Source organism: Geomonas sp. RF6 (assembly GCF_021044625.1).
Classification (GTDB): Bacteria; Desulfobacterota; Desulfuromonadia; order Geobacterales; family Geobacteraceae; genus RF6.
This window is the reverse complement of the sequence record NZ_CP087999.1, coordinates 3,601,672-3,613,652: the sequence shown is the minus strand read 5'-3', so window position 1 is coordinate 3,613,652 and position 11,981 is coordinate 3,601,672. Positions and strand designations below refer to the sequence as shown.

Genomic DNA, 11,981 nt, shown 5'->3' with positions numbered 1-11,981 from the left:
ATGGCTCTGCTGGGGTCAGGCCTTGCATTTGGGCATTTGATCTCGGAGGAGTCGGGGCGGGAGGCTTTGCATATCTGGATTCCGGAGTTACAGTTTCGTAACATCAACGCTAACTACAGCTGGACCCAATGGATCCTTTATGGCCCGCAAAGCTCGCATCCATTACCCCGGCGCATTTTATCACGTCATCCTCCGCGGCAATTGCAGAGCAGATATTTTTTTTGCGGAGGAGGACCGATTAAGGTTGTGCCTCCTCCTGCAGGAGGGAATTGATCGTTTTCAGCACACAATTCACGCATTCTGCCTCATGCCCAATCACCTCCATCTGGTCATGCAGGTAGGACGCATCACCCTCTCCCGCATCATCCATAACCTCTCGTTTCGCTATACCCAATGGGTTAATTGGCGCCACACACGCGTCGGCCATATCTTCCAGGGCAGATACAAGGCTATTCTCGTGGATGCAGATTGCTATCTTCTTGAACTTGTACGTTACGTCCACCTCAATCCCGTACGAGCGGGAATAGCGCCCTCGCCTTCGGAGTACCGTTGGAGTGGCCATGCGGCCTATTCGCAGGAGGCGGTAATTCCGTGGCTGTCTACGGATCACGTGCTCAGTCAATTTTCAAAAGACCGAGAGGTAGCAACTGAGGCGTACAAGCGGTTTGTGGAAGCCGGCACCAGTGAGGGAAGAAGGAGCGACTTCCATGGGGAGGGCAATGACGACCGTAGAATCCTTGCGGGGAAGGAGTTCGTTCGGCACCTGCCGAGGCAAGCAGGCATTGGCGAGTCCCCAAAAATCTCGGTTGGAGATGTCATCTCCGCAGTCTGCACTCGGCTCAACATTGAGCCTGGCGTGCTTGCGCAGCGAGGGAAGAACAGGGTCTCTTCGCGTGCGAGGGGAATGGCGGCGTGGATTGTTCAGGACCTGCCGTCGTGCACGCTGACGGAACTTGCACGCTTCACAGGAAGGGATGTCTCGACTCTCAGCGCTGCAGCACAGCGACTAGAAACGCAGGCTAAGACTAAGGCCGACAGTACCGTTCTCACGGAGAAAGCAGAGATCTGCTCCCAAATCACCAAATGCAAAGCCTGACCCTGGTTAAGTCGCGTTCAAATCCCCAAATGCAAAGCCTGACCCCAGGGTCAAAAAAAAGCCGGGTGGCGGCAAAACCATCCGGCGTTTCTTTTCAGGTGCCCCTTTATGAGCTTCATCAAGAAATTGTGCTCTCACTGTATCCAGCAGAAAGTGGCGGCGGTGAGAGGGGCACATTTACTTCCGGGCGGCCGCCCCCTTCCTCTCCTTCCTGATGCCCCAGGTACGCTTCCTTCACCCGCGGGTCGTGGGCCAGATCCCTTGCACTTCCTTCCAGAACGATCCTGCCCGTTTCCAGAACGTAGCCGCGATCGGCTATCTTCAGCGCCATGTTGGCGTTTTGCTCCACCAGGAGGATGGTCGTTCCCTTCGCGTTGATCTCCCTGATGATCCGGAAAACTTCCTTCACGAGAAGGGGCGAAAGCCCCATGGACGGCTCGTCCAGAAGCATCACCTTGCAGTCGGTCATCATGGCACGGCCAAGTGCAAGCATCTGTTGCTCGCCGCCGCTCAGGGTGCCGGCAAGCTGGGACTTGCGCTCCTCCAGCCGCGGAAACAACCGGAACACCTCCCGGCGCAGATCGGGAATCCTGCTCTTCTCCTTGCAGGTCCAGGTCGCCAGCTTCAGGTTTTCCAGCACGGTAAGGCTCGGGAAGATGCCCCTCCCTTCGGGGACGTGGGCGATGCCGAGAGAGACGATTGAGTGGACAGGCACCGCGGCGATGCTCTTCCCCTGAAAGAGGATGTCCCCCCGTTCTATGGGGAGAAGGCGTGAAACAGCCCGCAGCGCGGTGGTCTTCCCCGCCCCGTTTGCTCCCAAAAGGGAGACGATCTCCCCTTCCTCGATCGTCAGGTCGATCCCCTGCAGCGCCTTTATGGCGCCGTAGGAGACGGTGAGACCCTTTATCTCCAGCAGACTCATAGCCCTTCCTCCTCATCTCCCAGATACGCCTTGATGACCAGCGGATCGCTCGTCACTGCATGCGGGTCTCCGGCAGCTATCGTTTTCCCGAAGTCCATCACCTGGACGTGACGGCAGAGCTTCAGGACTACCGGCATGTGGTGCTCGATGAGGAGGATGGAAAGATCGAAGTCCCGGTGGATGTCGCGAATCAGCCCGATCAGCCCCTCCACCTCGACCGGATTCATGCCGGCTGCCGGCTCGTCCAGGAGGAGGATGCGCGGATTGGTGGCCAGCGCCCGGGCTATCTCCAGGCGCCGCTGCTCGCCGTACGGGAGGTTCTCGGCCAGTTCATGACGGCGGTCGGCAAGGCCGAAGCGCTCGAGGAATTCCATGCTCTCGGAGCAGACCTGCTGCTCCCGCATCTTGAAGAGAGGGAGACGGAAGATCGCGTCGAAGAGTCCGTAGCCGATACGCTGGTGAAAGGCAATGAGGACGTTGTCCCACACCGTCATCTTTCCGAAAAGGCGTATGTTTTGAAAGGTACGGGCGATGCCGCGGCGGGAGATCGCATCGGAGCGGAGACCGGCAACCTCCTCTTCACAGAGCCTGACCTGGCCGGTGTCGGGGCGGTAGATCCCGGTGATCAGGTTGAAGACGGTGGTCTTCCCCGCCCCGTTGGGGCCGATGATCCCCTGGATGTCGCCGGGACCCAGATCGAGGCAGAACTCCTGGGTCGCCGCAAGGCCGCCGAAGGACTTGGAGAGATTTTCTACCTTAAGCATCGCTTCCCTCCGCCTTTTTTTCATCCGGCAGCAGCCAGCGCCACTCGCGATTCCCCATGAGTCCGTACTGACGGGTCAGCATGATGAGTACGAGGATCAAAGGACTGAGGAGCATGCGCATGTCCGCCAGTTGCGGGGCAACGATGCCGAGGATGTTGCGCAGGAGCTCCATGAGGAGGGTGTAGAACACGACTCCGAGGATGGAGCCGGAAAGACTTCCCATCCCCCCCAGGTAGAGCATGACCAGGATGTCGGTCGTCTTCAGATAATCGAAGCTCTTCGGGGTGATGAACTGCTGATACTGGGCGTAGAGCCCCCCCGCCAGACCCGCGAAGGCGGCGGCGATGGTGAAGGCGAGGTTCTTTACCCGGTTCACGTCGATCCCCATCAGCTCGCCGGCGATGGCGTTCTCCCTGATGGAGAGCCACATCCGGCCGTAGATCGAATCGACCAGGTTGCGCAAAATCCAGTACGTCAGGACCGTGCACACCGCCACCGTCACCAGATTGGTCCCCTTGGGGATCGCGGTGAGCCCTCGCGGACCACCGAGGTAATCGATGTTCTGGATGGCGTTCACGATGATCATGTTGAAGCCGAGGGTAATGATCGCCAGGTAATCCCCGACCGTCTTGAAGGTCACCAGCCCCACGAGGTAGCCGACGAGCCCCGCAGCGAGGACCCCACCCGCGAGAGAAAGGGGGAGGCGCGCCAGCGCGGGAAGGGGAAGCTTCAGCGCGATGAGCGCCGCGGCGTAGGCGCCCACAGCCATGAAACCGGCGTGCCCGAGGGCGAACTCCCCCATGTACCCGTTCACCAGATTGAGGCTCGCCACCAGGATGATATTCATCCCGATGATCGCCAGAATGTGCAGGTAGTAGTTGTTGAAGAGGCCGGCATTTCCGAGGAGCTGCACGAGAGCGGCAACTATCAGTGTGGCGACGGCAACGTTGCGGAAGGTGACGTGCGTTTTCCGTGGTTCTCCCATTTTCATACCTTTTTCAGTTCGGCCCTACCCATGATCCCGTTGGGCCGTATCAGAAGGAGGATGATAAGGAGGCCGAAGGCGATGCCGTTTTTCAGATTGGAGGAAAGATAGGCGACGGTGACGACCTCGACGCCGGCCAGAAGGAAAGAACCGATCACCGCCCCTTCGATGGAGCCGATCCCGCCGATAACCGCGGCGATGAACGCTTTCCACCCGAGATCGATCCCCATGTACGGGTCGATGGAGTAGGCCTGGCCGAAGAAGATGCCGCCGGCTGCGGCGAGCGCCGAGCCGACGGCAAAGGTGGTAGCGATGATGAGGTTGAGGTTGATCCCCATGAGCTGGACCGCGTCCCTGTTGTCGGCAACTGCCCGCATGGCCGTCCCGATAAGGGTCTTGTTCACGAAGATCCAGAGGATAACCATCAGAAGAAGCGAAATCACGATGATCAGGAGCTTGTCTTCCGTTATGACGACGCCGTTGGCGAGCTTCAGCACCTTGTTGGGGAGCTGCGCCGGAATCTGGCGGGCCTGGGGACCGACCAGGATCCGCACGAGGTTTTCCAGGAAGATCCCCACCCCCAGCGCAGTGATGACCAGAGACATCCTCTGGGCACCGCGGAGCTTGCGGTAGGCGGCCCTCTCGATGAGGACCCCCACCATCGCGGTCAGAAGCATGGCGAGCGGGATCATGACCGCCACCGGCAGCCCCGGAATCAGGGTCACCAGAAGAAAGCCGATGAACCCGCCGAGCATGAAGATGTCGCCGTGAGCGAAATTGATGAGGCGGATCGTTCCGTACACCATAGTGTAGCCAAGGGCGATCAGAGCATAGACCGCCCCCAGTTGCGCGGCATTGAAAATCTGCTGAATTGCGGTCTCGATCACTAATTCACCGCGCTGTCGAAGACAAACTTGCCGTTGGAGATACGGATGATGACGGCGCCCTTCGTCGGGTCACCGGAGCCGCTGAAGCTGATAGCGCCGGTTGCGCCCTCGAAGTTCTTCGTGGAGGCAATGGCGTCCCTGATCGCCTTCGGATCGGCCTTCCCGGCCTTCTCGATGGCATTCACGAGCAGGTAGACCGAGTCGTAGGTCAGGGCGGCTGCGGCGTCGACCTGGGAGTTGAACTTCTTGGTGTACTTCGCGATAAAGGCCTTGGAGGCCGGGCGATCCACATCCGGGGAGTAGTGGTTGGTGAAGTAGGCACCTTCCATGTCCTTGCCGCCCATCTTGATCAGCTCCTGGTTATCCCAGCCGTCGCTTCCGACGACCTTGCAGGTCATGCCGAGCTTGCGGGCCTGCTGGATCTGAAGCGGCACGTCGTTGAAGTAGTTCGGAAGGAAGAGGACATCCGGGGTCGCGCCTTTGATCTTGCTGAGCTGCGCCGAGAAATCCTTGTCGTTGGTGTTGTAGGTTTCGAAGCCGACGACCTTCCCGCCACTTTTGGCGAACTCGTCGCGGAAGACTTCGGCAATTCCCTTGTTGTAATCGCTGGCTACGTCATAGAGAACCGCCGCGGTAGCCGCTTTCATCTTGTCGCGCGCAAACCCTGCCACGACCTTACCCTGGTACGGGTCGATGAAGCAGGCGCGGAAAACGAACTGCTTCCCGCTGGTCACGTTGGGGTTGGTGGACCAGGGGGAAATCTGGGGAATCCCTGCTGCCTCGGCGATGGGAGCGCCGGCGTTGGAACATTTGCTGGACTGGGAGCCGATGATCGCCACGACCTTGTCCTGGTTGATCAGCTTCTGGAAGACGGTGGCCGCCGCTTCGGGCTTGTTCTCGTCATCCTCGATGATGAAGGTGACCTTCTGCATCTTTCCGCCGACGTTGATCCCGCCCTTGGCGTTGATCTCCTCCTGCGCCAGGAGGACCGCATTCTTGGTGGACTGTCCCAAGGCAGCGATATCGCCGGAGATGGGCGCCGAGACGCCGATCTTCACGCCCTTTTCATTGCACCCGGTAATACATCCCATAACAAACAGCGCCGATAGCAACCATACCGATCTCTTCATCCTGGACCCTCCATTTTTAGTATCGTGCATTAACGGATCACCGCCGTCGCGTGACAGCTGGAAAGCGGAGACGACCACAAGTGTACGCATGCTGGCGCCCTCTCAGGCACAGAGCCCCCTCAATACCACATATACGTAATAAAATAAAGACCTTTAGTAGGATCCACACTTGGACGGGACCGGCTCCTCCAGCCGAAAGAATGAGCGTGTACCTTCATGAGAATCCACCTCCATCCCAGGTCACCGAAATACTTCACCCCCCGGCAGCACGCCCCTCTTCTTTCAAGGGGTCCATCAGGAAATTCCGGGGGAGCGTGAGTACATTGCCACGAAGCACTGCAGAAGGCCTGACGTTCCCCCCTTTGCGAAGGGGGGGCAGGGGGGATTTGATCTTCAAGTCTCCCTCCAGAACCGCAGCCCGTCTAACAGTACATCTCGGTCGTGGAACTGCAATGCTGGGGCAGTCTAAAGATCAACGACATAGGCCCCGCCAATTCTTGCAACTGCAATCAGAGAAATTGCTTGAGATCACAGCAGTTGCGCACTTTGCAGGACCGTTCTGGCCAAGTCAAATCCCCCCTGCCCCCCTTCGCAAAGGTTCTTCCGGAAATTCCGGGGAGCCAGCGTCAGGAAAATCCCCCCTCCCTTGACGGGAGGGGGACAGGGGGTGGGTGAAGCTGCTATGTGGCTGAAATGGTGGCACCTTCCCCCCCACCCTGTCCCTCCCCCGCAAGGGGGGAGGGGACGTCCGACCGGCTGTCCCCGGAATTCCCGGATGAGCCTTCGCAAAGGGGGGGACGCGACGCCTCGTACGGCCCTTGATTGGAACATACTACTGCTTCCCCGGAATTCGGATGAGCCCAAGGGGGAGGACGGGAGGGGGATGGGGTTCAGCGCGACCAAAGACGTGGCACGACACCTGTCAAAGGCGGCAGCGGCGAAGCCTGATGAAGACATTATTAAAGTTCACACATCTAAACCCGAAAAGGGAGGAAGTGCCTGAAGTTTCCGAACCTCCCCCCCTCAGCGCACAGTGCAACATCTGAAACGACAGGGCTTCTGGGGCGCAAGAGGAATCCTTCTGCAACTGCCCTCCCCTGCCGCCGAAGTCTTAACCGAGGAGATTGCCATGAACGACAGCGGAGCTCACCCCGCAGAACATGCGGAAGCGTTGATACTGGTGGTCCATGACGATGCCGCGGTGCGCCAGCTGGCGTGCGCCGCCCTGGAACAGGCCGGCTTCAGCATCGCCGAGGCGGAAGACGGTCGCCAGGGGCTGGAGGACTTCGAAAGGCTGCAGCCCGACATCATCCTGCTCGACGTGATGCTGCCCGGACTCGACGGCTTCTCCATCTGCAGCGCGATCCGGCAACTGCCGGTCGGGAGCGACACCCCCATACTCATGATGACGGGGCTCGACGACACGGAAGCGATCAACGAAGCGTACGAGGCGGGCGCCACCGATTTCATCACCAAGCCGATCTCCTGGCCGGTTCTCTGCCACCGCGTGCGTTACATTCTCCGGTCCAACAGGGCGATCCAGGACCTGCGGGTCAGCGAGTCCCGGCTCAGCAAGGCGCACCGCATCGCCCGCATGGGGGTGTGGGAGTGGGCCTTGCAGCGCGACAAGCTGTACTGGTCAAAGGAGGTGTACCTGATCTTCGGCATCAACCCCGCCGGCTTCGAGGTCACCTACCAGTCCTTCATCGATACCATTCACCCCTCCGACAAGGAGTCGTTCCAGCGGGCGATGGACCGCGCACTTTCCGGCAACAGGATCCTCAGCGTCGACAACCGCATCGTCCTACCAAACGGGGACGTACGCTTCTGCCATACGGAAGGAGAGGTTTTTTACGACGCGCACGGGCGTGCAACGAAGATAGCCGGAACGGTCCAGGACATCACCGAACGAAAGCGGACCGAGGAACAGATTCGCTCCCTCGCCTACTTCGACAGCATCACGGGGCTCCCGAACCGCCTCCTTTTCCACGACCAGCTGGAGCGCGCCATCGCCTTTGCGGCCCGGCACCGCAGGAAGGTGGCGGTGATGTTCCTCGACCTCGACCGATTCAAGGAGATAAACGACACCCTCGGCCATGCGGCAGGGGACGACCTCCTGAAGGGGATAGCCGGCCGCCTGCAGCAGTGCCTGAGAGGGTACGACCTCGTGTCCCGCAACTGCGCCCTGGAGGGAAGCCGGGGCAACAGCACCATAGCGCGCCTGGGGGGGGACGAGTTCACCGTCATCCTGCAGGACATAGGAGGGGTGCAGCACGTAACCACCGTTGCCCGGCGAATATTGAAGGCGGTGGCCGAGCCGTTTTCGCTGGGCGAGGTGGAGATCTGCATCTCCGCAAGTATCGGCATCAGCATCTATCCCGATGACGGTAACGATTCGGGGGCGCTGGTGAAAAACGCCGATGCCGCCATGTATCACGCGAAGAAGGAAGGTCGGAACAACCTGCAGTTTTTCACGCAGGCGATGAACGACGCCGCGCTGGAAAGGCTCGTACTGGAACAGCAGCTGAGAAAGGCGCTGGCAAACGAGGAGTTCACCATCCACTACCAGCCGCAGGTGGACGCGGCGAAGGGGGAGGTGGTCGGGCTCGAGGCACTGATCCGGTGGCAGAGCCCGGAACTCGGGTTCATCTCCCCGGCGAAGTTCATCCCCTTTGCTGAGGAAATCGGGCAGGTGGTGGCGATCGACGAGTGGGTGGTAGCCGCGGTATGCCGGCAGATCAAGACGTGGCTGAACCTGGGGATCACCCCTCCGCGGGTAGCGGTGAACCTGTCGGGGCATCACCTCATCAGGATGAATCTTGTGGGAGTGATGATGAGAAGCCTCGCCGAGGCCGGGATTGAAGGGGAGCTGCTCGAGCTGGAACTTACCGAAGGGGTTTTCATGCAGAAGAGCGAAGAGGTGATCGCCACCCTCCACAGCCTGAGAGAGTTGGGGCTCACCATCTCCATCGACGATTTCGGCACCGGCTACTCATCGCTGAGCTACCTGAAGCGTTTTCCGATCGACACCCTGAAAATCGACCGCTCCTTCGTGAACGAAGTCAGCCACGACGCGGACAGCGCCACCATCACCAGCACCATCATCTCCATGGCCAAGAGCCTGCGGCTCGGCGTCATCGCCGAGGGGGTGGAAACAGAGGAGCAGCGGGAATTCCTCCAGGAAAATGACTGCACGATCATGCAAGGCTACTACTTCAGCCCGCCGGTACCGGCCGAAGAGGTGATCCAGGTGATCACCGACGGCCTCCCCGCCCCCAAAGGCGGATTACTCCTAGGGGCTGGAGTAGCGGCAGTGGGTGTACAGCAGTAGACTGATTCTTCCCCTCCCCTGCGACACCGGCAGCAACGGTTGAGGGAGGGGGAGCCAGCGGTACGGGAATGGAACGCCTCCTGCGCCCGCCCCCGGCAAAACGGTGCGCGGCCAGGTGAGGTCACGCCGTGCGGTAGCAGATCACCTTCTGTTTCAAAGCATCAGCTGAGAGGTACAAGGCATTCCCCCCTCCGGCGATGTCGGCGGCGTGCACAACCCGTACTGCTCCAGCCCAGCGGTCCTCGCCCGGGACGTATTCCAGCAGCCGGTTCGGCAACTCCTTGAAAAACTCCTCACGCAGGAAGTTCCCCCCTCTGCGCGGAAAGAGCGCCAGATAGAGCATATCCATTTCGATCAGCTCGTTCAGAAAGTGCGTGCCGAGCGAGACGTCGGGGGCAAGGTGCTCCCGCATCGCCACGATCTCGCACAGGACGGCGCTGCGGCTGATATCCGAAAAGGTCACCGGAACCCCCAGCGAGGGACAACTGGTGCCCCAACGTCCCGGCCCCATCAACATGACGTTTTCCTGCTGCGGAGAGATCGTCTGGTTCAGGCGGCCGATCAGCCTTGCCACCTCGTACCGTTCCTGCATCGTCATCGAGGAGTACACCTCCGGCACCACGTAGATGAATCTGTCCATCCTGAGGTGACGGCTGTGGCCGATGACAGCCCCGCAAGCGGAGATGACACGATTCTCCTCCGGAGCATCCATGGGAACAGGCGCAGTCGTATCGATCCCCTTTACGGGGAGGGGTCGGCACTGGACCACGTGAATGCGGTAGTCGTCGTACTCCAGGAAGTTGAGGGTGAATTCCACGTCGATTGCGTGGTCGTACGCTTCGTGCAGGACCCGGAGTATCTCCCTGATGTCCTCGACAAAGCCCGTCGTTTCCAGGAGCTTGTCGAATGTGAGGACGTAGGTCGGGCGGTTCGCATTCTCCATGCTCCAGTTCGCGCCGTCGTCGGTGGAGGCAAAAAGGCGCACCGGAACGTCGGGGCTCACCGCAATGACATCGAGGAAGTGGCCGGAAACGAGGCGGTTGGCGTCGAGATCGAGGAAATCGACCCTCCTTTGGGCATACTGCCGCACCTCCTCGAAATTGGTTTCAGGACGTTGCGCCGGGGCGTTCAGCGCGACCACGCGGGTGTAATCATCGTCGGAGCGATCGACCGCCCGGGTTCCGAGCCCGAAGACAAGCCTCATCACTCCTGCCGCAGGGTCGATGTTTTCGTTCCACACATACGGGTTGTAGGAGAAGGCGACGCCGGCGGCGTGGGGATAGAAATATCTGCCGTGGGCCGCTCCAGAGACGCGCATCACCAGCAGGGCCATCTGCTCGTCCTGCTCCAGGAGCCCTTTCTCCCGTCTGTAGCGCAGCGCCTTCTCGCTCATGCTGCTGGCGTAGATGGTGCGCATCGCCGAGATAAGATCCTCCAGCCTCCGTTCCCGTGGCCCCTGATTGGGGCAAAAAATGGTTTCGTACTTCCCGGCGAAGGGATTGCCGAAGTTGTCCTCGAGAAGGGAGCTGGAGCGCACGATGATCGGTGCCTGCCCAAAGTAGTCGAGCATCTGCTCGAACTGCTTCACCATGTATTCCGGGAACTTCCCGGTAAGGATCCGCTGCCGCGCCAGTTCGGAGCCCTCGAGGAATGTCTCGGGATTTCTCTGCTTCTCCCGCACCCACCACGCGCCGTTGCAAACGAGGAAGGTGTAGAAGACGTCCGAGCCGATGTAGAAAGAATCATGCGCTTCCAGCAGCCGTGCCAGACGCTCGGAATGCTTCTGCAGAATCCGCCGCGCCAGGAGCATGCCGACTGTCTTCCCCCCCACCAGCCCGGTCCCGATCATCCTGTGGCGGATCTCTATCAGGTCCTCCAGGCTCAGGTACCGCGAGATGAGCTTCAGCATGACCGGGTCACGGGATATCATCATCCTGGAGAGGCGCCTGAACATCTCCTCTTCCTTTTCCGGTGAGACCCTCCCCCTTTTGACCTCGTCCAGAAATTCCTCCGCCTCCTCGAACGCGCGCTGCCAGATCCCCGGACGCATGTCGGCATTCAGTCCCGACCACGTCGTGGAGGTAAGGATCGAACTAATGACGGAGCTCGCGGTTACCGGGCGGAACTCCTCGTCCCTCCACTCGTGCAGCATGTTCATGGTCGGCGAATAGCGCAGGTGGACCTTCATCGGGTAGATGTAGCGGGTGTCGCGGTGCCGGAAGACGTCGAGAAAGAGCTGGGTCGTCTCCACGATCGGGTTCAGCGCGAGGGATGAGTGATGGTTCCGGAAGAGGGCGAAGTACGCCACCGTCTCGAGGTCGAAGAGGTAGGGACAGGTGAGCATGAAAAAGTTGCCGAGCATCTGGTCGGAATACCAGTCGGCGGCAAGTTCCGAAAGTGAGTCAAAGACGTAGAGCGCGCCTCTGCCGACATTTTCCAGCGTCTCGTGAACGAGAGAGATGAAGGTCTCGAACCCCTCGTTCGCATCGAGGTCCACCCTCATCACCCCGCTCTCCCCCTGCACCAACGGGGGGTGGCTGGCGAAGCGGAAGTACACCACCTTCCTGCCGCTGCCGACTCCGGCTTCGACAAACGGGGTCACCAGCGCCTGGTAATCCTCGATGGCATCCACCTGCCACACGATGTTGTCCCCCGCGAGGATCCCCTTCAGGGCGCCGTCCAGTCCGGGCAACCCTGTGGTGAAAGCAGTCTGATAGCCGTGCATACGCTCCCTCTCTGAACAAGTCTTCTCAGCCGCAGTATACTGATTCGCCGCCCAAAGGTAAGCAAAAAAGAGGCACCGACCTCACGTCGGCGCCTCCATCTGATTCACTGAATGTTCTTTCGCCGGCGGCGACGTATCACC

Annotated in this window: 8 protein-coding genes; 2 read left to right on the top strand and 6 right to left on the bottom strand. The window is 60.1% G+C overall.

Translation table 11 applies throughout. From position 1 onward, the window contains the following. The first annotated feature begins 139 nt into the window (after nt 1-139). Nucleotides 140-1,096, top strand: a complete 957-nt coding sequence (locus LPW11_RS15520; RefSeq protein WP_230994781.1) for a transposase — start codon at nt 140-142, stop codon at nt 1,094-1,096. A gap of 118 nt (nt 1,097-1,214) precedes the next feature. Here LPW11_RS15520 and LPW11_RS15515 read toward each other — a convergent pair whose 3' ends face one another. The 5 genes from LPW11_RS15515 to LPW11_RS15495 are packed head-to-tail and all read right to left on the bottom strand — an operon-like array spanning nt 1,215 to nt 5,784. Beyond that, on the bottom strand, nt 1,215-2,012 hold the full coding sequence (locus tag LPW11_RS15515) for an ABC transporter ATP-binding protein (protein WP_230998304.1): 798 nt from the start codon (nt 2,010-2,012) through the stop codon (nt 1,215-1,217). 2 nt (nt 2,013-2,014) lie between these two features. Further along, nucleotides 2,015-2,782 carry an ABC transporter ATP-binding protein gene (locus LPW11_RS15510; RefSeq protein ID WP_230994780.1) on the bottom strand — a complete coding sequence of 256 codons (768 nt, stop codon included), beginning with the start codon at nt 2,780-2,782 and terminating at the stop codon, nt 2,015-2,017. Next, nucleotides 2,775-3,767 carry a branched-chain amino acid ABC transporter permease gene (locus LPW11_RS15505; RefSeq protein WP_230994779.1) on the bottom strand — a complete coding sequence of 331 codons (993 nt, stop codon included), beginning with the start codon at nt 3,765-3,767 and terminating at the stop codon, nt 2,775-2,777. The genes LPW11_RS15510 and LPW11_RS15505 overlap by 8 nt, the downstream gene beginning before the upstream one ends. A gap of 2 nt (nt 3,768-3,769) precedes the next feature. Continuing rightward, on the bottom strand, nt 3,770-4,654 hold the full coding sequence (locus tag LPW11_RS15500; RefSeq protein ID WP_230994778.1) for a branched-chain amino acid ABC transporter permease: 885 nt from the start codon (nt 4,652-4,654) through the stop codon (nt 3,770-3,772). Beyond that, nucleotides 4,654-5,784 carry an ABC transporter substrate-binding protein gene (locus LPW11_RS15495; RefSeq protein WP_230994777.1) on the bottom strand — a complete coding sequence of 377 codons (1,131 nt, stop codon included), beginning with the start codon at nt 5,782-5,784 and terminating at the stop codon, nt 4,654-4,656. Before LPW11_RS15495 ends, LPW11_RS15500 begins: the two co-directional genes overlap by 1 nt. Before the next feature lie 1,129 nt (nt 5,785-6,913). Here LPW11_RS15495 and LPW11_RS15490 point away from each other — a divergent pair. Next, on the top strand, nt 6,914-9,115 hold the full coding sequence (locus LPW11_RS15490; protein WP_230994776.1) for a putative bifunctional diguanylate cyclase/phosphodiesterase: 2,202 nt from the start codon (nt 6,914-6,916) through the stop codon (nt 9,113-9,115). A 121-nt stretch (nt 9,116-9,236) separates the two neighbouring features. Here the strand turns inward: LPW11_RS15490 and LPW11_RS15485 are convergent, their stop codons facing one another. Further along, a complete protein-coding gene (locus LPW11_RS15485) occupies nt 9,237-11,840 on the bottom strand; it encodes a PEP/pyruvate-binding domain-containing protein (RefSeq protein WP_230994775.1) in 2,604 nt (867 codons plus the stop codon). Nucleotides 11,841-11,981 lie beyond the last annotated feature (141 nt).

Coding starts and splice junctions, on each gene's coding strand:
- LPW11_RS15520 (WP_230994781.1), top strand. CDS start 140: ATGGCCCGCAAAGCTCGCATCCATTACCCCGGCGCATTTTATCACGTC.
- LPW11_RS15510 (WP_230994780.1), bottom strand. CDS start 2,782: ATGCTTAAGGTAGAAAATCTCTCCAAGTCCTTCGGCGGCCTTGCGGCG.
- LPW11_RS15505 (WP_230994779.1), bottom strand. CDS start 3,767: ATGGGAGAACCACGGAAAACGCACGTCACCTTCCGCAACGTTGCCGTC.
- LPW11_RS15495 (WP_230994777.1), bottom strand. CDS start 5,784: ATGAAGAGATCGGTATGGTTGCTATCGGCGCTGTTTGTTATGGGATGT.
- LPW11_RS15490 (WP_230994776.1), top strand. CDS start 6,914: ATGAACGACAGCGGAGCTCACCCCGCAGAACATGCGGAAGCGTTGATA.
- LPW11_RS15485 (WP_230994775.1), bottom strand. CDS start 11,840: ATGCACGGCTATCAGACTGCTTTCACCACAGGGTTGCCCGGACTGGAC.